The sequence below is a fragment of the Psychrobacter sp. AOP7-C1-14 genome (assembly GCF_052376135.1).
GTDB lineage: Bacteria > Pseudomonadota > Gammaproteobacteria > Pseudomonadales > Moraxellaceae > Psychrobacter.
Map to the genome: position 1 here is coordinate 1 of NZ_JBQSVH010000030.1, position 21,627 is coordinate 21,627.

Here is a 21,627-nt window from a genome sequence, read left to right on the forward strand (position 1 = left end):
CTATAAGATATGGGGGTTTTCTTCTCTTCTAAGAGAGATGTTTTAGTTAATATCTAAACAAATATACTTAGTCTCAACATACTCCTCGATACCATATTTTGAGCCCTCACGTCCCAAGCCCGATTCTTTGATACCACCAAACGGTGCCAACTCTGTCGTCAGCATGCCAGTATTGACTCCGACCATACCCACTTCCAGTGCTTCAGCAATACGCCATACACGCCCGATATCTCGACTATAGAAATAACCTGCCAAACCATATTCAGTACGATTTGCGAGAACAACGCCCTCTTCATCTGTCTCAAATTTGAAAATTGGCGCAATAGGACCAAAAATTTCTTCGTCTGCGACGCGCATATCGTTATTGACGTCGGTCAAAATAGTTGGCTCAAAAAAATTGCTACCAGCCTCAACTCTTTGACCGCCACATAATACAGTTGCGCCTTTAATTTTCGCATCAGCAACCAGCGCCTCTGCATTATTTGCTGCAGACTGAGAAATCAAAGGTCCTTGTGTTACGCCTTCTTCTAAACCGTTACCAATTTTTATAGCTCTTACTTGCTCTGCTAATTTTTTGGTAAACTCATCATAAACACCTGCCTGTACGAAAAGACGATTGGCACATACACAGGTTTGACCGCTATTGCGGTACTTACTCATCATTGCGCCTATCACAGCGGCATCTATATCTGCATCATCGAAAACGATGAAAGGTGCATTACCTCCCAATTCTAATGACATTTTTTTGACAGTGTCAGCACACTGCTTCATTAGGATTTTCCCCACTCGAGTGGACCCAGTAAAGCTTATTTTCTTAACTAAAGCGTTTGTCGTCATCTCCTCTCCGATCGCTATCGGATCACCTGTGACTACGCTATATATACCATCAGGAACACCCGCTTTCTGAGCCAGATAAGCCATTGCTAACGCAGAATAAGGTGTCTCCAGTGCAGGCTTGACAATCATCGGGCATCCCGCTGCTAGCGCAGAACCTGCTTTTCGGCTAATCATAGAGTGCGGAAAATTCCATGGAGTAATGGCTGCAGTGACGCCAATAGGCTGTTTAATCACGACTAAACGCTTATCTGGCATGTGCCCAGGGATAAAATCACCATAGATACGTTTCGCTTCTTCAGCAAACCATTCTAAGTAATCCAGCCCACTTTGTATTTCGCCTTTCGCTTCAGCGATAGGCTTGCCTTGTTCATCGGTCATTAAGACAGCCAAATCTTCCATATTTTCAACAATCAGCGTATGCCAACGACGTAAGATGCTACTACGTTCCTTACCTGTTTTTTTCGACCAAGTTGATTGAGCGATATCTGCAGCTTCAATGGCGCGTCGAGTCTCGGTATTTCCCATCATTGGCACAGTACCAATCAATTCTCCCGTTGCAGGGTTTAGTACTTCATGGGTTGCTTTGCTATCAGCATCACACCACACGCCATTAATAAAGGCTTGTTGTCTAAACAACGCATTATTTGCTACAGACAGCCACTGGTTTTTTAGGACTACAACAATCCGCGTGTGGTCAGCACTTCACGTGCAATTCGAAAGCACTCTACACCTTGTGGTACGCCGCAATAAATCGCAATAGCATGTATAGCAGCGCGTATTTCTTCAACAGAACAACCGTTATTAATTGCTCCATTTAGATGCAACTCCCATTCATGCATTTTCCCTAAAGCAGCAATCATGGTTAAGTTCATTAACGAACGGGTTTTGGCATCAATCGTCTCATCGCCCCACCCAAATCCCCAGCACCATTCGGTCATGGCCTCTTGAAATGGACGATTAAAATCATCAGCAGCTTGTAGGTTTTTTTCGACGTACTCAGCACCCAAAGTGGCTTTGCGTTGAGTAAGTCCCAATTCAAATCGTTGTTTGTCCATTATTACTTCCTTTTACTGTTTATTAAGATGCAACCCCATATAGCAGGCTTCATCAATGTGTTTTCGACAAGCTTCAATTGCCGACTTACTGTCACCTTTAGCAATACTATTAACAATATCTTGCAAGTTGTTAGGACCTTTAGTGGCACGCTCTTGCGTAGATAAAGTCATAAAACGCAAACGTCCAATACGTCCATTCAATCTCTCTGTCAACTCCCATGCGACCGTCATACCGGCCGTCAAAAATAAATGCTCGTAAAATGAATAAGAATACCCAAGCGCCTCCACCACATCTCCTGCATGCAAGTTTTCTCGGATCTGGACTAAGTGGCTTTGTAATTTATCTACTAGTTCAGGTGTCGCTTGTTCAGCGCAGTAGCGAACTGCTTCGCTCTCTAGCATCGTACGTAAATGATAAATTTGACGAATCTCATCACTTTCTAAAACAGCAACTGAAGACCCTCCTGCAGAAAACGTCACCAAGTGCTCGCTTTCTAAATGTCTTATACATTCACGTACAACAGTGCGGCTGACACCCAGCTGCTCACAGATAGTGCGTTCAACCAAACGCTTACCTGGTTCAAGTTGTCCGATCATGATCGCTAAGCGTAGCTGTTCTAGTGTTGTCTCTTTCAACGTTTTTGGTTTTTCCACTTTCTCTAACATACGACCTCTATTTTGTAAGATGTAAATGCAGAGTATAACGACTGTGAATCAAAGAAAACAGTACGCTTTAATACAGTATTACGGTATACCATAATATTTTTTTTCAAAAAAAGCTAGCAATTAATTAAATACCGTATTATGGTATACCAACATTGTTAGAGATTATTCACCACTGTAGGGAACAGATAATGCTAAAACCAGAAATTAGAAAAATCGTAACTTTTGAAGAAGAAACATTCATTGAAGGATTCAAAGCTGCTGATACACCGCTTCGAATGTTTGCTGTTGCGGCGGTGATTGCTAACCCATGGGCAGGACGTTATGTCGAAGACCTAAAACCTGAGATTCAAGCATTTGGTCCTGTGTTGGGTAAGCTAATGACCGATAAAATCATTGCTCTAGCTGGCGGTGCAGACAAAATACAAGCGTATGGCAAAGCGGCTGTAGTCGGACTCAATGGTGAAATCGAACACGCCTCAGGCCTGATTCACACACTACGTTTTGGCAACTTCTATCGTGAAGCCTTATCTGCCAGTAGTTATTTATCATTTACGAACATGCGCGGCGGCGCAAACTCCCCCATTATGGTGCCGTTGATGGATAAAGATGATGTTGGTCGACGCTCACATTATCTGACCATTCAATTCGCCATTCCAGATGCCCCTCGTGATGATGAAGTAGTCATCGTCTTAGGAGGTGCATCTGGTGGCCGTCCGCATCATCGCATTGGTGATCGTTATCAAGACTTAGAAGATTTGGGCCGCAATCTAGATAATCCAGCAGCCGTATAAGGAGCAGATATTAATGAAGTGGTCACGTAAAACCTCCGATGGAATCGCTTATCACTATGGTGATAACAATGGCGGAAACATTGATAAAAAAGCCACTCCTATCGTCTTTATTCACGGTGTGGGCTTACGAGCAGAGAGCTGGAACCAGCAGTTGTCTGCATTTACTGAACACTATCGCTGTTATGCGATTGATATGCCAGGACATGGAAAGAGCGACTTATTATCGAGCCCAATAGTCACGCTACAGGACTTTTCTGACGTACTAACAAACTTCATTAATAACGTTGTGGGCCAACCAGCCATCATTGTCGGTCACTCATTAGGTGCAATGACTGCTTTACAGACTGCGGTATCCTCTCCCAAAGTAGTACTTGGTGTCGCTGCATTGAATGCAATTTATAATCGTCCAGATGAAGCGGCTCAAGATGTACAAGCTAGAGCTGAATCACTGATAAACGACCTCAATCAAAATGTTACTGATCAACCAATAGCCAGATGGTTTGATGGCAATCCTGAATACCGCTCAGAAGCCGAGCTGTGTCAAAAATGGTTAGATAATGGCAGTCGTTTGGGATATGCACGAGCTTATCAAATGTTTGCATATTTACGTGGTATTGCAGAAGCTGACTTGCGAGCTATCACAGTGCCTGCGTTATTTCTAACAGGCGAATTGGATGTCAACTCCAAGCCCGAAATGTCATTGGCGATGGCAGGTATATTACCCAAGGCTGATGCCATTATCGTACCTGAAGCACGTCATATGACTCAAATGACACATTCGAATATGGTTAACGCTGCATTGGCGACATTTTTTACTCAATGTGACTCACATAATATGACGCTTGCTTAATCTAAAAGCATGCCTATTTTTAAAAAGAGGTTCTCATGAAACAACTTGATCCTAAAACTCTACGTAATGCCTTTGGCAGCTATATGACTGGCGTTACTGTCATAACTGCCATGTCTAATGACGGTAAACCTGTCGGTTTTACTGCTAATTCCTTTACATCGGTATCACTTGATCCACCGCTCCTACTGGTATGCCCAGCAAAATCGTTGTCCAGTTTTGATGTGTTTGCTAACTGTGAGTATTTTGCTGTCAATATTCTCAGCGAAGATCAACAAGCTATATCCAATATATTCGCAGGTTCTAAAGAAGACCGTTTTAGTCAAATAGAGTGGCATAAAGATGAATACGCCAATCCAATTATAAAAGGTGCTTTGACGCATTTTTCTTGTAAAACAGACCGCAATCTCGATGCTGGTGATCATCACCTCTTGGTTGGTGAAGTGCTTGATTTTTCCTCTCGTGAAGGATACGGCTTAGGCTACGCATCTGGAGGTTATTTCAGCTTAGCACTAGAGCGTGAAGCTGCAGAAATCAGCACACAAGAAAAGCATGTCAATGTAGGTGTAATTATAGAGCACAATGGAAAAGTCCTACTCAGTCAAAAAGATGGTAAAACCACCTTGCCTAGTACGACTACCGATGACAATACCAATGCCGTTAGCACGATCCAACAGTTTTTAGCAGACAATAATATTGACGCTCAGTTGGGCGCTGTCTTCTCTATTTATGAGAATACTAAAACAAATACCAATTACATTTTTTATAGAGCTACCGCTCAATCGGCTGATCCTAAAGGGCTAGGTGAATATATCTCAATCGATAGTATTTCCGAACAGCATTTTATTACACCAGCCATGAGTTCGATGATGACACGCTACGCAACTGAAAGTAAAAATGGCCTTTATGGCGTCTATGTTGGTCAAGAAGAACACGGTAACGTCCACTAAAATTCACATTTAATTAAAAATACACAGCAAAGGATTTGCCTCATGAAATTTTCACTATTTTTACACATGGAACGCCTCGACGAGTCACAAACCCATCAACAGCTACATGATGATTTCATTGAGTTGGCAAAAATAGCCGACCAAGGTGGCATGCATGCTATTTGGACTGGCGAACACCATGGTATGGATTTTACCATCGCCCCAAACCCATTTTTAAATCTGATTGACCTATCCCATCACACCAAAAACGTACGCCTAGGTACTGGTACGGTGATTGCGCCGTTTTGGCATCCGATTAAACTGGCCGGAGAAGCGGCCATGACTGACATTATCACCAACGGCAGATTGGATTTGGGAATTGCTCGCGGTGCGTATAATTTTGAGTATGAGCGCTTGATGCCTGGTATGGATGCAATGGAGGCAGGAGGTCGCATGCGTGAGCTGGTTCCTGCAGTACAACAACTATGGAAAGGTGACTACGCTCATGATGGCAAGTATACCCAATTCCCATCGACCACTTCAGCGCCAAAACCTTTACAAAAAAATGGCGTACCCATGTGGATTGCAGCACGTGACCCTCACAGTCACAATTTTGCGGTAGAACATGGCTGCAATGTACAAGTCACTCCGCTATGGCAAGGCATGACAGAAATTCAGAATTTAATGACAGCCTTCAAAAACGCCAAAGCTGAGCATGGCGAAGGTAAAAATCCGAAGATCATGCTTTTGCAACATGCTTACGTTGGTAGTGATGCGAATGACGTTGCTGAAGCGGCTAAATGTATCAGCCGTTTCTACTGCTATTTTGGTGCATGGTTCAAAAACGAACGTCCTATTCGTCAAGGATTGCTTGAACCATTGAGCGAAGAAGAAATGGCAAAAATCGACATGTATGCTCCTGAAAAAATGTTAGAAAACATGCCTATTGGCACATCTGATCAGGTCATTGAAAAACTCAAAGTATATGAAGAATTAGGTTATGACGAGTTTGCATTTTGGATTGACTCTAGTATGACTTTCGAGCAAAAACAAGCATCTTTGCGCCGTTTTATTAATGACGTCATGCCAGCATTTGCATAACCATACTTAGTTTCTAGTAAATAATAAACAGATAACCCAATAAGACATTTGGAGAACCACTATGGCTAAACCTCATTACAAGCTTTATATCAATGGCGAGTGGTGCGAAGGGAGCACTAACCAAGTCCTAGACAGCTATAACCCCGCAACGAATGAAGCATGGGCAACATTTGCCTGTGCTAGCCCTGCTGATGTCGAACGCGCTGTCGATGGTGCTAAGACTGCACTGAATAATCCTGAATGGGCAAAAATGACTGCTACCCAACGCGGTAAATTATTGTACCGCTTAGCAGACCTGATCGAGCAAAATGCCGAAAAACTAGGGAAAATTGAAACAACGGATAGTGGCAAACTGGCTCATGAAACTGTAGCTCAAACACGTTATGTCAGCGATTATTATCGTTACTTTGCAGGACTTGCTGACAAAGTAGAAGGGGCTACACTGCCAATTGATAAATCAGACATGCACGTTTTTACTACACGTGAACCTATTGGTGTAGTCGCTGCTGTTGTGCCATGGAATGCGCAAATGTTTTTAACAGCGACTAAGCTAGGTCCAGCGTTAGCAGCAGGCTGTACTATTATTTTGAAAGCTTCCGAGGTAGCCCCCTGCCCTATGTTTGCTTTTGCTGAATTAGTAGAACAGGCAGGCTTCCCTAAAGGTGTCGTATCTATCATTACAGGGGACGCCGAAAACTGCGCTATTCCATTAACCAGTCACCCTGATGTAGACAAAATCGCATTTACTGGTGGGCCCGATGCAGCAAGGCACGTAGTCAGAAACTCTGCCAATAGCTTTGCGGTAACGAGCTTGGAGTTAGGTGGTAAGTCACCCATCATCGTCTTTGAAGATGCGGACTTAGAAAGTGCAGCCAATGGTCTAATTGCTGGTAATTTTGGCGCTTCTGGTCAATCCTGTGTGGCAGGATCTCGTGGTTTTATTCACCGTTCTATCTTGCCTGAAATTATCAAACGTGTAGAAGAAAAAGCAAAAAATATTGTTATTGGCAATCCTCTTGATACCAGTACACACGTAGGCCCTTTATGTACTAAGGCTCAAGTCGATCGTATAAAAGATACGCTTGAGAAGGCAGTTTCACAAGGCGCGACCATTCGTTTCGGTGGCCAGCCGCCTACTGACCCTGCTTTAGCTAGCGGCAATTACTTTACGCCTACCTTAGTAGAATGTCCTAATACTGATATTGAAACACAAAGTGTGGAGATGTTTGGCCCTGTCATGTCTTTAGTTGCTTTCGACACTGAAGACGAAGCTATTGCTATGGCAAATGATAGTGTCTATGGCTTAGGGTCTGGTGTGTTCACTCAAAATTTGGCCAGAGCGCACCGTGTCTCACAACAAATTCGCTCAGGTATTTGTTGGGTAAATACCTATCGAGCTATCTCTCCTACAGCGCCTTTCGGTGGCTACAATCAATCAGGTTATGGCCGTGAAGCAGGTAGTGAATCTGTACTTCAATATACGCGTACAAAAACGACATGGATCAATATCTCAGCGGAGCCGATGGCTAATCCTTTTGTCATGAGGTAACCACTCGATGTAACTTACTACATTAGTTTTAAGGAAGAAACTATGCCTATTCGCCCCCCATTGACAGAGCTCAATATAAAAACCCATGACAAGGGTTTTTATAAGGGTTTCAATCGTATTGTCACTATAACTTCGAAGATTTTGGTGACAATAGTGGTTATCTGGATCTTAAGTGACATCGATCGTTCTGGTGCGATCTTAGATAATATGAAAAACTGGTCTTATACTAATCTGAATAGCTACTATACCTATTCTGTCGCATTTTATATATTGGTTTGTCTTACTGCTATCTTATGGCCATCTTTTGGACGCACCAAACTTGGCTCCGATCCTAATGGAAAACCTGAATTTTCAAACTTTTCATGGTTTTCTATGATTTTTGGGGCAGGTATTGGGATTGGTGTACTGACTTATAGTGCTGCCGAACCTATCTGGCATTTGGCAAACAACCCTGACACTATTATGTCAAAAGAAATCATAATGTCAGCGTTGAATGCTAACGGCCTGAAACTGCCTCAAGGTGCTGATGTATTCAGTTTTTATCAAGACCAAGTGGCAGCCAGTACTTTAACTGCTATCGATGGTGTGGTATTACCCAAAACTGAAACAGCGCTAGACGCGGCCTTTCGCTACTCCTTTCTCCACTGGGGTATCAGTGCTTGGGCAACTTATTGCCTAGTCGGTATTTGTTTGGCGTACTTTAGTTATTCTCGTGGATTACCATTAACTATGCGCTCAGCACTATCACCTTTGTTTGGTAGACACTTAGAAGGGGTATTGGGTCATATCATTGATATATCTGCCGTAATCGCTACGATATTTGGTATTGCACAAACGATTGGTATTGGCTTAAGCTCATTTGCTTCTGGGCTATACAGTATTACTGGTATTACTTGGTTGGTGACCAATACTAATAACCCTGAGCCCACCACCGGAGCATTATTACTATCGTTGTTTGTGGTCATGTGCCTAGCGATGATTTCTGCTTTGTCAGGTGTTGGACGGGGCGTCAAGTGGCTAAGTAATATCAACATGGTATTGTCGTTTTCACTTTTAGGTTTTTTCTTGATTTTTGGGGCCTCTATGTTTGCCCTAGAAATGCTGGGCAAAGGGATCTTTACCTACGTCGTACACTTACCTGCAATGGTCTTCATGGTCTGGGATCCCAATACCGAACTGGGCAGCTGGCAAACCAGTTGGTCTATTTTTTACTGGGCGTGGTGGATTGCTTTTGCACCATTCGTTGGTATGTTTTTAGCACGTATTTCCAAAAACCGTACTATTCGTGAATTTGGATTGATTGGTATCGTAGCACCTAGTCTGACACTGTTTGTCTGGTTTTCTTTCATTGGTGGTACTGGCATCGATTTAGAGTTAAGTGGTATTGCTGGTGGTAAAATATTTGAGTCAGGGTTGACCGCTCAGCTATTCGAAATTATTGGCTTTATGTTAGAGCCAATGATGGCAAAAATATTATCAGCTATGGTGGTTTTATTGCTATTAACCTATTTGGTTACTTCTGCTGACTCTGCGCTGCTAGTTGTCAATATGCTCAATGCTGGTGGTGAGGTCACAGTTGAAAATGGTCAAAAACACATTGTCGTATGGGGTCTGGCTCTGGCTTCCGTTATTGCAGCACTATTATTAGCTGGTGGATTGAGTGCTATTACCTCGGCTATGATTATTGCTGCAATGCCCTTTTCACTCATCATTATCTTGATGGCAGTTAGTTTGCTGAAGGCTCTTATTTTAGATGGCGTACGAAAAAGAGAAAAGTGATTGATATTTATTTAAAAGTATCACCTGTTTCAGAGCTCTTATAATCAAATCTCTATTTCATAGATGCTCTTTTTTTGATACAAATTAAATTAACTTATATCAATGCATAGATAAAAAATCACCCTAGCTATTCAAGTTAGGGTGATTTTTATATGCAAACTACACCTGATTAAGAATCATATCGGCTGCTCTATCTGCAGTCATAATCGTCGGCGCATTCGTATTACCATTCATCAAAGAAGGCATTACGGAAGCATCAACAACACGCAATCCATCAACGCCTTTTACTCTCAATTGAGGGTCAACGACCGCCTCATCATCGCTACCCATCCTACAAGTCCCGATTGGGTGATATGCAATGACGGTTTCGTTTGTTAGTGCTATAGAAATTTCGTGTATTAGCATGTGTTGTGTCACTAACCGCACTCGTGATACTTTTTCTTGATAGCAATACGTCTAGCATCATGCTCCCCCCAAATAAAGGCCGATCCCTGCCCTGATAAGAAAGGTAGGCCAACGAAATAAATACCAGTTGCTGACGTGACACCTCGGTATGCAGTGGGCGACCGACATCGTCCAGTACATCAACTTCTAACCAGTTGTAGTCATACTTAAAACCAGTGGCCAACGCTAGTGATGTTATTTTCACTAAAGTCTATTGATAAAGTTGGGTCGCTAATAGGTTCAGGTAACTCTAAAAACGCTCGTACTTCTGGATATTCAGGTAAATCTAGACCATTGTCCTCAACATATTTATCTGCCCCATCCAAAGGCGCCAAATAGTTTTGTTCTGCTTCATTGACGTTGTCGAATAGATCATCCTTGAATGTTAAGGTGCCATTAGAAAATGACTTTGTTAGGCCTAATGAGTGAAACAATGTGCCAAGCCAGTCAGCAGAAATTGTCTATCCCGCTGCATGTATGTTTGTCTTCCGATGAAGAGATTGGCTGCTTGGGCGTTAGAAATATCTTACCTAAGTTACCAGATTTGATTAAGACACTAAGTTTTGCGTGATTGGTGAACCGACTTCTATGCAAATAGCATTAGGACATAAAGGCAAGGCAGTTTATCAAGCGCGTTGTAGTGGAGAGAATGGTCATTCTTCTATGGCACCCAATTACCGCAATGCGATTCATGTTGGCAAACATCCAAGATGGCACAGCGTTAAATGTGGTTTCAGACAGCTGTACCATAAATTATGAGATACGCCACAGAGAATTTACTCAAACAGTTAAAATAATGTACAACCCTGCCAGTGAGAGTAGTAGGTGTGGCTGTTAAGGCATATTGATCAGTGCATATATCATTGTCTTACTTTGACCTTAAGACCTGACTAATTCTCAAAAGTTAGCCGAAGAAATCAAAAGCGTTATTTTACTAGCAACCAACAGAAGTGCTGAACAATAGAACTGCTCAACATACTTTTTATCGATATAAGCAACTTCAAATCCCAACCTCTACCAAACAGAGAAAGCAGATTTAATCTACCAATGTAAAAAAACCTTTCAACGCGACAAAGTAAACAGCTTTAACCTTATAGGTCTCGTAAACCCTTCAACAAACGACCAACGGCTGAGATACAAACCTATAACGGCCAAGACCATAATCTTTTTCCTATTGGTGTATGATTAATATCACTTTCGTCAAGTTAGCTTATCTAACTCTAAGGATGTTGCCTGACGAACTTCTCACAACACAATATTATTATAACGTTAGGGTCAATTGTTGGCTTATCTTAGCCAAAAAACTGTCTCCCTTTTTCATAGAATGATTTCATAATTATTAATATTGTCTCTTAGGAGGATACTATGAGTACTCAAATAACAGAAAATTATACATACATTGATGGCCATAAAATTGCATTTTTGGAACAAGGTTCAGGTAGTCCAGTAATCCTGCTGCATGGGATTCCGACTAATAGTCTCATGTGGCGAAATATTATCCCACAACTTGCAAAAACACATCGGGTCATCGCTCCCGACCTTCTCAATTATGGAAAATCTGATAAACCAGAAAGCGCAGATGTGTCTATTAATGCCCAAAGTCATATGGTTGTAAAGTTAATGGACGCTCTAGGTGCGCGGCAAGCAGATATTGTTGGACATGATATTGGTGGCGGTGTTGCCCAGCTGATAGCAGTTAATTATCCAGAGAAAGTTCGTAAGCTGACTTTGATAGATAGCATTTGCTTTGATTCATGGCCTATCCCAGATTTTGAGCCGCTACAGGAACCTGGTGCTGAGTCGGAGATGGGTCTGGAGGACTTTTTGAGTATGATGCGAGGCTTCTTACCAAAAGGTGTATATGATAAGAGCGTCATGACGGATGAGCTTATTGAGATGTATCTTGAGCCTTGGTCAACTGAAAACGGCAAGCATGCCTTTTTTCGTAATCTCAGACGGTTAAATAAAGAATATACTCAGGCCATTACTGACGAACTTAATAACCTTCCACATCAGACATTGATTATGTGGGGTGACAAAGACCCTTTCCAGAAACCAGAATATGCGCCAAAGCTGGAGGAAGCAATTCCAAACGCGAAGCTTGTCTGGATCGAAGATGTCGCTCACTGGTTGATTGATGAGAAACCCGATGAAATTAGTAAGCATATCAATCAGTTTCTAAGCTAAAGTACGAATAGTACTGAGAGATATAACATGGCGCTATGCTGAATAGCAAAGCTGAGCTACGCTGAAGAAGTGCTGGAAGTAAGCTTGATAAACCAACTGGTTTTGATAGAAATAATAAAGGTTGCCAACACTATATAGTATAGCGTTGACAACCTTTTTTATTTGGTACATTACTTAGATAATGTACTAAATACTCAGAATTTTCATGCCTAATTTACGACCTAGAACGAAGTGCGGCGATAGTTACGATATTCAGGTAACCAAAAATTTGCTTTCAATCGGCGTTGTAAGTTTTCCGCTGTGATAGGTAGTGCCAGCTTATCTTGAGCCGCTTGCAATGCCACAGCATACGCTATTTTTTCACTAATCTCTCTGATAAAGTTGATAGAAGGTAGAATGGCACCAGGCACTTTTTCATATTCCATTGATATATCTGCAAGTGCTTGGCTTGCTGCCATTAACATGTTATCGCTGATACCAGTCGCTCGTGCTGCTAAAACACCTAGACCAATACCGGGGAAAATATAGCTGTTATTACACTGAGAAACCTCAAAGGATTGACCGTTAAAAGTAGTGTGAGGAAACGGGCTACCCGTCGCAATGATTGCTTTACCCTTGCTCCAATTGGTCACTTCTTGCGGTGTTGCTTCGACACGAGAGGTTGGATTTGAAAGTGGTAATACAATTGGGTGTTCAGTGTTCACGCACAACGATTCGATTACTTCTTGGGTAAACAGCCCTTTTTGTCCACTAACACCAAACAATACGGTGATTTTTGCTTGTTTAACCACTTGCGCTAAGCCAAGTTTCTTACTTTTATCCCAGCTTGCAATAGCTGATTCTTTTTGTACTAGCGGTTCTTGGAATTTTTGCAGTTCTGTCATGCCATCTGTCAATAAGCCATAGCGATCAACCATGAATACTTGACTACGGGCTTGCTCTTCAGTCAGTCCTTCACGCTGCATTTGGCGAATAATATGCTCAGCAATACCACAACCCGCTGATCCTGCACCTAAAAATGCTATTTTTTGTTGACTGAGTTTTTGACCTTTATTTAAACACGCGGCAATCAAGGTACCGACCGAAACAGCAGCAGTGCCTTGAATATCATCATTGAAGCAACATAATTGGTCACGATATCTGTTCAATAGCGGTGTGGCGTTTTCTTGAGCAAAATCTTCAAATTGCAATAACACTTCTGGCCAACGGCGCTTAACGGCTTGAATGAACAAATCGACAAATTCATTATATTCATCGCCAGAGATGCGCGGATTTCTCCAGCCCATATACATCGGATCATCGAGTAGCTGTTGGTTGTTGGTACCGACATCCAGCAAAATTGGTAGGCAATAAGCAGGGCTAATACCACCACAAGCCGTGTACAAAGACAATTTACCGATTGGAATGCCCATACCACCAATACCCTGATCCCCTAGACCTAGGATACGTTCACCGTCAGTAACAACGATCACTTTGACATTTTGTTTGGTGGCATTTTGCAGCATATCATCGATTTTATGACGCTCAGGATATGAGATAAACAAACCCCGTTTACGGCGATAAATTTGCGAGAATTTTTCACACGCTTGACCAACGGTTGGGGTATAAATGAGCGGCATCACTTCCTCAATATGCTGCTCAATTAGATGATAAAATAAGGTTTCATTAGTATCTTGTATATTACGCAAATAAATATGCTTATCCATAGCGTCAGTGAATGAGCTCAGCTGATGATAAGCACGTAATGATTGCTCTTCAATCGTCTCAATGTTATGAGGTAATAATCCAGTTAAATTAAAGCTACTACGTTCTTCTGATGAGAAAGCACTGCCTTTATTCAGTAAAGGAGTTTCTAAAAGAGCGGGTCCAGCAACAGGAATATATAAAGGACGCTTGTTTGACATAATGTAATCTTCTTATTAAAGGCCTATGAGTAAGGGTCATACTGAGTGAAAGCTATGCTAGTGCTGCATTATACATAGCATCGACTGGTATTTAACAATAGATAACAAAATCATTTTGAATAAATGTGCTTCTGAACTCGAGGCTACTGATACATTCACCAAGAAATAATAAAAAAGCACTACCAATCGGCAGTGCTTTTGGGTGTTAATGAGCATTTATTATAAAAAACACTGAACTATTTATTTACTTAGCAACTCATAAATGGTCAGCTTAATACTAGTTTTAACGATCACTTATAGACAACAAGAGCAATTACGTTTTGTTTTCGACATTTTACCAACACCTGGATTGAACGTATTGGTTGGGTCTAAGCTTTTATAAAAGTTCTGTAAATCGGGTTCAGCTTCATATAAATGACCGACGTTATGCTCAGCAGGATATTTTGCCCCTCGCTCATTTAAAAGCTTCAACATCATTTTTTTGACATACTTTGCATCACTACCTTTTTTCAAGATATAGTCTTGATGGAACACATAACAAAAGAAATGTCCGTAATAAAGTTTTTTGTCCAAATGCTGTTCGATTTCTTCGGGCAAGTTTTCTAGCCACTCTAACTCGTTACGTGGTATAGCAATATCCAATGCTAATATCTCGCCTACTTCTTGTTCATGGATAACTTCATATCGTATCGCGGCACCTGCTGCAGCAAAACGATTTAAGAAGGCGCTTTCTGACTCTTTTTTATCACATTCAAAATAAGCGCCTGTTTCTGAGGTCGCAAAAAACGACTTCAAAAACGCTTGCGCTTCTTCGATACCGTCATCACTCATTTTTAAGATGAGGTGATGCTCGTATTTATCACGATATTCCATCATTCGCTCAGGCAAATGCTTTGGAAATATATTACCTACAAACTGCATGACTTTATCGGTAAAGTGCTTGGGCATCCACGACCATTTACTAAATTTTGCGTCAATCGCGCCTTTAATAGCAAACAAGCGCGGTAAGGCATCTGTCCCTAAGTGTTTGATACTCAAGAAAGTGTCTTTGCCATATTTGGCAGATACATCGAATATATCACGGTGCATATACTCGCCCACTTCAGGAATGTTTTTGAAGTTGGACAATATCTGTCTTCTCAACTGTGCAAGCTCGCTCACACTGTTGCTACCTATATAAAAAGCCTGCTCTTTTACAGCCGTTGGGTAGGTATCAAGCCGTACTGCAAATACAGCAAGCTTACCTGCACACCCACTGGCTTCATATAGTCTCCGCTTATCCGCATTAAAGCGACTAGGCGTGCTTGCATCAACATCTTTTACTCTAGCGATATACTCTTTGTCTGATGCCATCTTGCCACTGTCAGGTAATTTGTTTTTATCAAAATCCCCATTCTGCAAGTTCGTCAGTATTGCTTCTGGCGTGTCACCTAGCTCTACGTCTAGGTGATTAACCAACACCAGCTGACCTTGTTCATTTATTCGTGCAAACAAAGCAAGCTCAGTATAAGCAGGGCCTCTTTTAACCAAGGCCCCTCCTGAGTTATTAGAAACCCCACCAATGATAGACGCCCCTAAAGTCGATGAACCAATGACTGAGTGAGGTGCTCGATTGACCGTATTAAGCTGACTTTGTAGTTGGTGCAAAGTAGCGCCAGGTAAGCTGATCACCTGCTCATTATTGTTGACCAAGTACAACTGGTCTATGGCAAGGGTATTAATAACAACCACAGGTCTATCATAATCATTACCGCTTGGCGTCGAGCCTTCGGTTAATCCTGTTTTTGCTGCTTGCATAATAATGATGCAACTGCCTTCAACACACACTTCTAGACTGCGCCAAATATCCAGCAATGTTTGCGGAAACAAAACAGCCAATGCAGCTCCGCCGCCAGAACGCCACCCCATCCTATAGTGCTCGTTTTTCTCTGGATCTGCCTGTACATTACTAGCACCTAATACATTCGTTAGTTTGTCTAACACCTGATCAGGGCTAATGATGTCTTGAGAAGGCATATTTGATGAGAAAAGGTTTGATGAATGCATATCAATCTCTTTATCTTGGAGGTTACATGTGCCTTATGGTGCTAAAGGACCTTGAAAACCGAAAATGTAAATGACAGCCATAACGATTATTCCGCAGAATAATACATAGTATAAAGTAGGTAAAATCGTGCGCCTGAGGGTAGCGCCTTCCATACCAAGCAAACCTACGGTTGCTGAGGCCGCCACCACATTATGTATCGCAATCATATTACCAGCTGCTGCACCAACGGCTTGTGCTGCTATAATTATAGAAGGTGAAATACGTAAGCTAATTGCGGCTTCATACTGAAATTGGCTAAACATCATATTAGAAACGGTATTAGAACCTGCGATGAAGGCCCCAAGTGCTCCAATCGTTGCACTAATTAAGGGGAAAACATTACCAAAAGTACCAGCGAACAATTCTGCACTCGCAACTGGCATACTTGCCACATCTGATAGATTGACGCCTGAATTGATAAAAATCCTGACCATTGGGATCGTAAAGATAAGAACAAAACCAGCACTCAATACAGTCTTGCTTGACTCTTTGAGCGCACTATTTAGTGCACTACCTGGCTTTTTGGTTTGGAAAAAAGCGGCAACCAAAGCACTGATTAACAACAATCCACCAGGTAAATATAAAGGACTAAAACCAGCGCTAATATCCGCCTCACCCAATACTGACGTAAAGTCTAACGTCATACTAGTCAGAAAATATTTAAAGCCTACAAACACTCTTGAAAAAACCAACAACAGCGCAACTAGTAAGTAAGGGAACCATGCCATGAAAATAGGCATTTTCTTGCCATCTTCATTCGGCGTCAAATCTTCTTTACTAACGACTAACTTACCAAGCCATTCACTTGGCCAGTTTTTTTGCGGTTCAAAATCCCATGTGGTTTTTGGAACTAAGAATCCACGTTTTGCCGCATTAACAACGATGGCGACACTAACTAAACCACCGACCAGTGATGGAAACTCTGGTCCTAAAAAGATACCGGTTAAAGTATAAGGAAGCGTAAATGCCAAACCTGCAAAAATAGCAAACGGCCAAATCTCAAAGCCTTCCTTCCAGCTTTTGTTTTTACCAAAAAATCGAGTCAGCATCATTACCATAAAGAGTGGCATAAATGTACCAATGACACCGTGAAGAATGGCCACTTGACTAGTAATCAGTTGTAAAAAGTCACCCCACTCTAGCCCTTGCTGAGCCAGCTGAGTGCTGATAGCAGCTGTATCCAAGCCTTTGTTTACGCCTATCACAATAGGTGTTCCGACCGCACCAAACGATACAGGTGTACTTTGTATCATCATTCCCATTAGCACGGCACCTAGCGCCGGAAAGCCTATCGCTACCAGTAAAGGTGCAGCAATAGCAGCGGCTGTACCAAAACCTGCTGCACCCTCAAGGAAGCAGCCAAAGCACCATGCAATAATAATGGCTTGTACACGTCTATCTGGCGAGACATTGGTAAAGCCCGATCGAATAACGGCAATAGCACCCGTGTGTTTTAAGGTATTCAGTAAGAAAATAGCGCCAAAAACTATCCACAATACTGAGACGGTGATGATCGTTCCCTGAATAATAGATGAAGACACTCGAGTGAGCGTCATATCCCATACGAAAAGAGCAAGAGTGGCTGTAACAGCCAAGATAATTGGCATAGTTTTTTTGGCTGACCATTGCAAGCCTATCAAAAAAATACCACAGAGAACGATTGGCAGTAGTGCCAGTAGTCCATATATTGTCTGATTCAAAATCATAATCCTTTTTTATTGTTTAGTCTTCCTTGAGTACTAACCATTTAAGCATTTATCTTGTGACTTCATGCTGTGTGTCAGATGAAGTCGAAAACAATCTTTACCAGTCGCAAGGCCAAATGCTCAAAATTTCCTAAAATATTCTACGCTGTGTCAATACATTGGTATATTGCATCAAAGGATAATGTTATTTTCTTTTTTTGCTATAATCAAAATGTATTACGCCAATTGGGGAACAAGTATGACTAAAGCTGACGATATGGTCTTATTCGTTCAGGTTGTTGAGGAAGGGTCGTTTTCGAGAGTCGCTGAAAAACTATCATTAACCAACTCAGTAGTTAGTAAACGTATAGCAAGACTAGAAGATAGCCTAAATGCACAGCTACTTTATAGAACAACCAGGAAATTAAGCTTAACCGATGCAGGAAGGACGCTTTATAACAAAGCTAAGATTGTTGAACTTGCTTTTCAAGAAGCTGAAAATGCCATCACAGGCTATGGTGAAAATATGAAAGGCAACATACGTGTCACCATGCCAGCGGTCTCCGCTAATTTGGTATTAAGTGAGTCTATTACTGAATTTTGCAAACAGCATTCAGAAATATCGGTGGATTTATACATTACCAATCGACTGGTTGATTTGATAGAAGAAGGGTTTGATTTGGCCATAAGAACAGCAGAGCTTGAAGACTCCTCACTCATTGCCAGACGCCTTATAGATAGCCATTGGATCATATGTGCAACGCCAGACTATTTAGAGCGACACGGTACACCTCATACCCCCGACCAACTACAGAGCCATGAGTGTTTGGTCTATAAGTTTGATAATTTGTCTAATGGTATATGGCCACTATACATAGATGGTACAGAGCAATTAATTACAGTACAGGGTCGGTTTCATAGCAATCATCTTAATGCGATTAAGCAAGCCACGCTTAGCGACCTAGGTATCGCCTTTTTACCAAAAGCACTTGTTTATGAAGAACTACAGAAAAATACGCTCACCCAGATTCTGCAACGCTTTACACGAAAGAAAATGGGAATGTATGCGGTTTACCCCAAAGCAAGGCAACCAGATCAAAGGTTGAAATTGCTTGTCGAGCATCTACGAGAATCATTACATCAAAAACAGACTTACTACTGCTAAGTAATAAGTCTGTTTTTAATATGAATAAGTAGAGACGGATTAAAATATTCGATAGTAATAGTCGTCTATATTGATGTCGCTTTAACTAAAACAGAAAGTTTCTGAACACCAATAGCTATGAATATAGAGTGTTCAGACATGACGTTCAATTGTACTAGATAATATTATTAATATAGGCGTTTAATAACTGCAAGTTTATTACTCAATAGCTTTCATAAAGATTGATCAATCTAAATAAGACTTTATAATCCATTTACTGTATAGCGTACGATAACTTCATTATCGAGCACTACATTAGTTGACCAAATAAATTCAGCATCTGATTTTTCGTTATCGAAAATATCTGTGAAATTGGTATAAGCTGATTTGTTGTCTACCCCAATGGTTTGGTTACTATAGGTGGTAGCGTTCGGCCAACTAGAGTCATCAAAGTCTGCTTGTTGCCAGTTGGTAGGCAATTCCCAGTGCAAGCCATAATCTGCCGAACCGTCTTGTACATTGGCGGTGGTAATACAATTGCTGGATAGGCGATCGCTACCTGACTCACTAACACAGGATAAGTTTCTAATCGGCGCGGTATAAAAGGTCTGTGCTTTCCAGTTTTCATCGGTCTTGGCAATGATGTTGTTATTTTTATCTTTGATCACAGCGACTAGACCACCGTCTCCTGCATGGAATTCCGAGCCTTGATTACTCTCTGAACCAATGCCTAAGTTTTCTTCCCAATCCACCAAATGCATAGCAACGGTAAACGGTGCTTTTGCCTTGAAACGTACAATGTTTGAATTGAACTGAGTAAACGGTACATTGTCACGCCCGACGACTACGCCATTGACATACATCTCAAAATAATTATCTGCAAAGACATAAGCGGTATACACCTCACCATCTGCATCTATTTCAATGATGTCTGAGCCATCAAGTTGAGCTAAGGCTTCACTGGCAGTGCGATATTCGTTGCCCGTACAGGGGTTGTTTAAGTCAGACGCCACTGGGAACTCTGTATTGAGCAAATTGGTCGCTGCTGGTACTGTCCATATTTTACCGTCAGTTGACTGAATACTACCGATGTTGGTTTGGCGACCGCGGTCGCATTCATAGGCATTTGTCACGTCAGTCTGGGCAAGACCTTGAGTTAAGCTAGCGGTGCCAGTATAACTGCTGGCATCTGCACTACTGTTTATTGATGCTATCGTTTGCCCATTGGCATCGGTAGCTTCTGAGTCTATTTGAGTTTGGCTACACGCCGCCAGCAATAGAGAAGATGCAGTCGTGGTTAGCAAAGCAAGTGTTAAAATAGGTTTCATTATGCTTCCTTAGCATTATATAAGATGGTCTAAAACTCCGCTTATTTGTCTCTATAACTGAGTGTTATCATTAAGTGCACATTATTTTTTCTGTATACCATCAGTGCGTTTATAAGTCTGTACGGTCGTGCCCTCTGGATCAATAAACTCAAAAGTATAAGTATCTTTAGTCGCTTCAGTAGCATCCCAACTATAATCCAGCTTATGCTCTTGACCGTGATGGGTATAGGTTAGACTATATTGGGTTGGGCTAATAATCTTGTAATCTGTGATCTCGGCTCCGCGTAAACCTACCGTTAAATATGAGAGCTCTGAAGTAGCATAGTATTCATAGCTACTGTCTTCATTGAATTTGCCTAAATATTCATCAAGATCTTCATCGGTTTCATCATAGATAGGAAAGCCTTCTAGTGCATAAGCAATGGGCTTACCTTCACCAATTTATGACTGTAGGTGGGTTGGTGCACGATGATATTGGTAATTATCAGCGCGTCCAGAATGCCCGCCCCCATTGTCTAATTATCCGAATGCTCTGGCGTCCTCACCACGATTGTTTAATGGTTTGGATTTTAAATAACCATTAATTGATTACTACTTACTAGATTTTCAATCACTGCTAGCTGGTTGATCGCTTGAATATGGGCGTTTTTTCTAGAATATAGGTTTGATCATTGGCTGAAGAGTCCGAAAAATTAAAAGAGAGTAGCTGATCGTAAAAATGCCTGTTGGTCAAATAAATCCTGTCGTCTTCTAATTTTATCAAATTAGAAGACGACAGGATTTATTTGACCGGTGATCTGCCATTCTTTGGTAGGCAGAGCATGTGCACTAGGGTCATGGGCATAAGTCAGTGATGTAACTTGTATGGCAGTGACAATAGCCGGCAAGCTAAAAGCTCGAGCCCTTTTTATGAAGGTCATAACACGCTATCGTTTGAATTGATATTTAAAAGTTAGTCATAGTCAGACTAATATGCGTATACGCACCTGTATAACCATCGCGGCTACTTGGCATTATTCATCCAAAAAATTATAGTAACCAAATAATAAATCCATTATATTGCAAAGATAATATCAATTTTTGCTTTAGAAAAAATTTAAGAAGTGTTAAGCCCTATTGCGTCTTCTACTAAAAAACCATGTATATCACCTTTAAAATCAGCCATAGAGATAGCTTTATATTCATTCTAAAATAATATTTTTGTTCTTAATATTGCATCATATGCGAATGAGCATTTACGAGGTATATGAAACGCATTATTATGTTTCCACTGGCAATAAATAAAGCGACAAAGA

At 41.4% G+C, this 21,627-nt stretch carries 17 protein-coding genes and 1 pseudogene; 9 read left to right on the forward strand and 9 right to left on the reverse strand.

Translation table 11 applies throughout. The features are described 5' to 3' along the window. Positions 1-42: 42 nt before the first annotated feature. From ACT3QN_RS13205 to ACT3QN_RS13215, 3 genes are read right to left on the reverse strand one after another with little or no spacing between them, the layout of a single operon-like run. Positions 43-1,494: an NAD-dependent succinate-semialdehyde dehydrogenase gene (locus ACT3QN_RS13205; protein WP_444523907.1), complete on the reverse strand. Its 1,452-nt coding sequence runs from the start codon at positions 1,492-1,494 to the stop codon at positions 43-45. A 17-nt stretch (positions 1,495-1,511) separates the two neighbouring features. Further along, a complete protein-coding gene (locus ACT3QN_RS13210) occupies positions 1,512-1,892 on the reverse strand; it encodes a carboxymuconolactone decarboxylase family protein (RefSeq protein ID WP_102091459.1) in 381 nt (126 codons plus the stop codon). 12 nt (positions 1,893-1,904) lie between these two features. Then, positions 1,905-2,558, reverse strand: coding sequence for a GntR family transcriptional regulator (locus ACT3QN_RS13215; protein ID WP_444523906.1), 654 nt, complete (start codon positions 2,556-2,558; stop codon positions 1,905-1,907). A 188-nt stretch (positions 2,559-2,746) separates the two neighbouring features. On the opposite strand from ACT3QN_RS13215, the gene ACT3QN_RS13220 reads away from it, so the two are divergent. The 6 genes from ACT3QN_RS13220 (at position 2,747) to ACT3QN_RS13245 (ending at position 9,554) form a co-directional block, all read left to right on the forward strand. Next, on the forward strand, positions 2,747-3,349 hold the full coding sequence (locus ACT3QN_RS13220; RefSeq protein ID WP_444523905.1) for an amino acid synthesis family protein: 603 nt from the start codon (positions 2,747-2,749) through the stop codon (positions 3,347-3,349). Positions 3,350-3,362: 13 nt separating this feature from the next. After that, positions 3,363-4,199, forward strand: a complete 837-nt coding sequence (locus ACT3QN_RS13225; protein WP_444523904.1) for an alpha/beta fold hydrolase — start codon at positions 3,363-3,365, stop codon at positions 4,197-4,199. Between the two features lie 35 nt (positions 4,200-4,234). Beyond that, positions 4,235-5,146, forward strand: a complete 912-nt coding sequence (locus tag ACT3QN_RS13230) for a flavin reductase (RefSeq protein WP_444523903.1) — start codon at positions 4,235-4,237, stop codon at positions 5,144-5,146. A 42-nt stretch (positions 5,147-5,188) separates the two neighbouring features. Beyond that, positions 5,189-6,226 (forward strand): LLM class flavin-dependent oxidoreductase, encoded by a 1,038-nt coding sequence (locus ACT3QN_RS13235; protein ID WP_444523902.1) that lies wholly within the window; start codon positions 5,189-5,191, stop codon positions 6,224-6,226. A 61-nt stretch (positions 6,227-6,287) separates the two neighbouring features. Next, positions 6,288-7,775 carry an aldehyde dehydrogenase gene (locus ACT3QN_RS13240; protein ID WP_444523901.1) on the forward strand — a complete coding sequence of 496 codons (1,488 nt, stop codon included), beginning with the start codon at positions 6,288-6,290 and terminating at the stop codon, positions 7,773-7,775. 42 nt (positions 7,776-7,817) lie between these two features. After that, the gene (locus tag ACT3QN_RS13245; protein WP_444523900.1) at positions 7,818-9,554 is read left to right on the forward strand and encodes a BCCT family transporter; all 1,737 of its coding nucleotides are present in this window, start codon (positions 7,818-7,820) and stop codon (positions 9,552-9,554) included. A 159-nt stretch (positions 9,555-9,713) separates the two neighbouring features. On the opposite strand, the pseudogene ACT3QN_RS13250 reads toward ACT3QN_RS13245, so the two are convergent. Both ACT3QN_RS13250 and ACT3QN_RS13255 read right to left on the reverse strand, forming a co-directional pair. Continuing rightward, positions 9,714-9,947: pseudogene (locus tag ACT3QN_RS13250) on the reverse strand (GMC oxidoreductase); the annotation flags it as partial. A gap of 218 nt (positions 9,948-10,165) precedes the next feature. Next, on the reverse strand, positions 10,166-10,432 hold the full coding sequence (locus tag ACT3QN_RS13255; RefSeq protein WP_444529287.1) for a hypothetical protein: 267 nt from the start codon (positions 10,430-10,432) through the stop codon (positions 10,166-10,168). On the opposite strand from ACT3QN_RS13255, the gene ACT3QN_RS13260 reads away from it, so the two are divergent. Together ACT3QN_RS13260 and ACT3QN_RS13265 are read left to right on the forward strand one after the other, a co-directional pair. Continuing rightward, positions 10,432-10,569, forward strand: a complete 138-nt coding sequence (locus ACT3QN_RS13260; RefSeq protein WP_444529288.1) for a hypothetical protein — start codon at positions 10,432-10,434, stop codon at positions 10,567-10,569. The genes ACT3QN_RS13255 and ACT3QN_RS13260 overlap by 1 nt on opposite strands. Positions 10,570-11,363: 794 nt before the next feature. Then, entirely contained in the window at positions 11,364-12,185 is an 822-nt protein-coding gene (locus ACT3QN_RS13265) for an alpha/beta fold hydrolase (RefSeq protein ID WP_444523898.1), read from the forward strand. A 221-nt stretch (positions 12,186-12,406) separates the two neighbouring features. On the opposite strand, the gene ACT3QN_RS13270 is transcribed toward ACT3QN_RS13265, so the two are convergent. From ACT3QN_RS13270 to ACT3QN_RS13280, 3 genes are all read right to left on the reverse strand, one after another. Beyond that, the gene (locus tag ACT3QN_RS13270; protein ID WP_444523897.1) at positions 12,407-14,089 is read right to left on the reverse strand and encodes an NAD-dependent malic enzyme; all 1,683 of its coding nucleotides are present in this window, start codon (positions 14,087-14,089) and stop codon (positions 12,407-12,409) included. A gap of 294 nt (positions 14,090-14,383) precedes the next feature. Continuing rightward, positions 14,384-16,135 carry a D-lactate dehydrogenase gene (gene dld, locus ACT3QN_RS13275; RefSeq protein WP_444523896.1) on the reverse strand — a complete coding sequence of 584 codons (1,752 nt, stop codon included), beginning with the start codon at positions 16,133-16,135 and terminating at the stop codon, positions 14,384-14,386. A 33-nt stretch (positions 16,136-16,168) separates the two neighbouring features. Beyond that, positions 16,169-17,875: an L-lactate permease gene (locus tag ACT3QN_RS13280; protein WP_444523895.1), complete on the reverse strand. Its 1,707-nt coding sequence runs from the start codon at positions 17,873-17,875 to the stop codon at positions 16,169-16,171. Positions 17,876-18,119: 244 nt separating this feature from the next. Here ACT3QN_RS13280 and ACT3QN_RS13285 point away from each other — a divergent pair, with 244 nt between their 5' ends. Continuing rightward, the gene (locus ACT3QN_RS13285) at positions 18,120-19,025 is read left to right on the forward strand and encodes a LysR family transcriptional regulator (protein WP_444523894.1); all 906 of its coding nucleotides are present in this window, start codon (positions 18,120-18,122) and stop codon (positions 19,023-19,025) included. Positions 19,026-19,267: 242 nt separating this feature from the next. Here ACT3QN_RS13285 and ACT3QN_RS13290 read toward each other — a convergent pair whose 3' ends face one another. Further along, positions 19,268-20,332, reverse strand: a complete 1,065-nt coding sequence (locus ACT3QN_RS13290) for a hypothetical protein (RefSeq protein ID WP_444523893.1) — start codon at positions 20,330-20,332, stop codon at positions 19,268-19,270. Between the last annotated feature and the right edge of the window lie 1,295 nt (positions 20,333-21,627).

What these genes read in the sequence shown, in the direction of transcription:
- ACT3QN_RS13260 (WP_444529288.1), top strand. Translation starts at nt 10,432, where the DNA reads ATGTGCCAAGCCAGTCAGCAGAAATTGTCTATCCCGCTGCATGTATGT.
- ACT3QN_RS13290 (WP_444523893.1), bottom strand. Translation starts at nt 20,332, where the DNA reads ATGAAACCTATTTTAACACTTGCTTTGCTAACCACGACTGCATCTTCT.
- dld (WP_444523896.1), bottom strand. Translation starts at nt 16,135, where the DNA reads ATGCATTCATCAAACCTTTTCTCATCAAATATGCCTTCTCAAGACATC.
- ACT3QN_RS13285 (WP_444523894.1), top strand. Translation starts at nt 18,120, where the DNA reads ATGACTAAAGCTGACGATATGGTCTTATTCGTTCAGGTTGTTGAGGAA.
- ACT3QN_RS13210 (WP_102091459.1), bottom strand. Translation starts at nt 1,892, where the DNA reads ATGGACAAACAACGATTTGAATTGGGACTTACTCAACGCAAAGCCACT.
- ACT3QN_RS13230 (WP_444523903.1), top strand. Translation starts at nt 4,235, where the DNA reads ATGAAACAACTTGATCCTAAAACTCTACGTAATGCCTTTGGCAGCTAT.
- ACT3QN_RS13265 (WP_444523898.1), top strand. Translation starts at nt 11,364, where the DNA reads ATGAGTACTCAAATAACAGAAAATTATACATACATTGATGGCCATAAA.
- ACT3QN_RS13225 (WP_444523904.1), top strand. Translation starts at nt 3,363, where the DNA reads ATGAAGTGGTCACGTAAAACCTCCGATGGAATCGCTTATCACTATGGT.
- ACT3QN_RS13235 (WP_444523902.1), top strand. Translation starts at nt 5,189, where the DNA reads ATGAAATTTTCACTATTTTTACACATGGAACGCCTCGACGAGTCACAA.
- ACT3QN_RS13220 (WP_444523905.1), top strand. Translation starts at nt 2,747, where the DNA reads ATGCTAAAACCAGAAATTAGAAAAATCGTAACTTTTGAAGAAGAAACA.
- ACT3QN_RS13240 (WP_444523901.1), top strand. Translation starts at nt 6,288, where the DNA reads ATGGCTAAACCTCATTACAAGCTTTATATCAATGGCGAGTGGTGCGAA.
- ACT3QN_RS13215 (WP_444523906.1), bottom strand. Translation starts at nt 2,558, where the DNA reads ATGTTAGAGAAAGTGGAAAAACCAAAAACGTTGAAAGAGACAACACTA.
- ACT3QN_RS13245 (WP_444523900.1), top strand. Translation starts at nt 7,818, where the DNA reads ATGCCTATTCGCCCCCCATTGACAGAGCTCAATATAAAAACCCATGAC.
- ACT3QN_RS13270 (WP_444523897.1), bottom strand. Translation starts at nt 14,089, where the DNA reads ATGTCAAACAAGCGTCCTTTATATATTCCTGTTGCTGGACCCGCTCTT.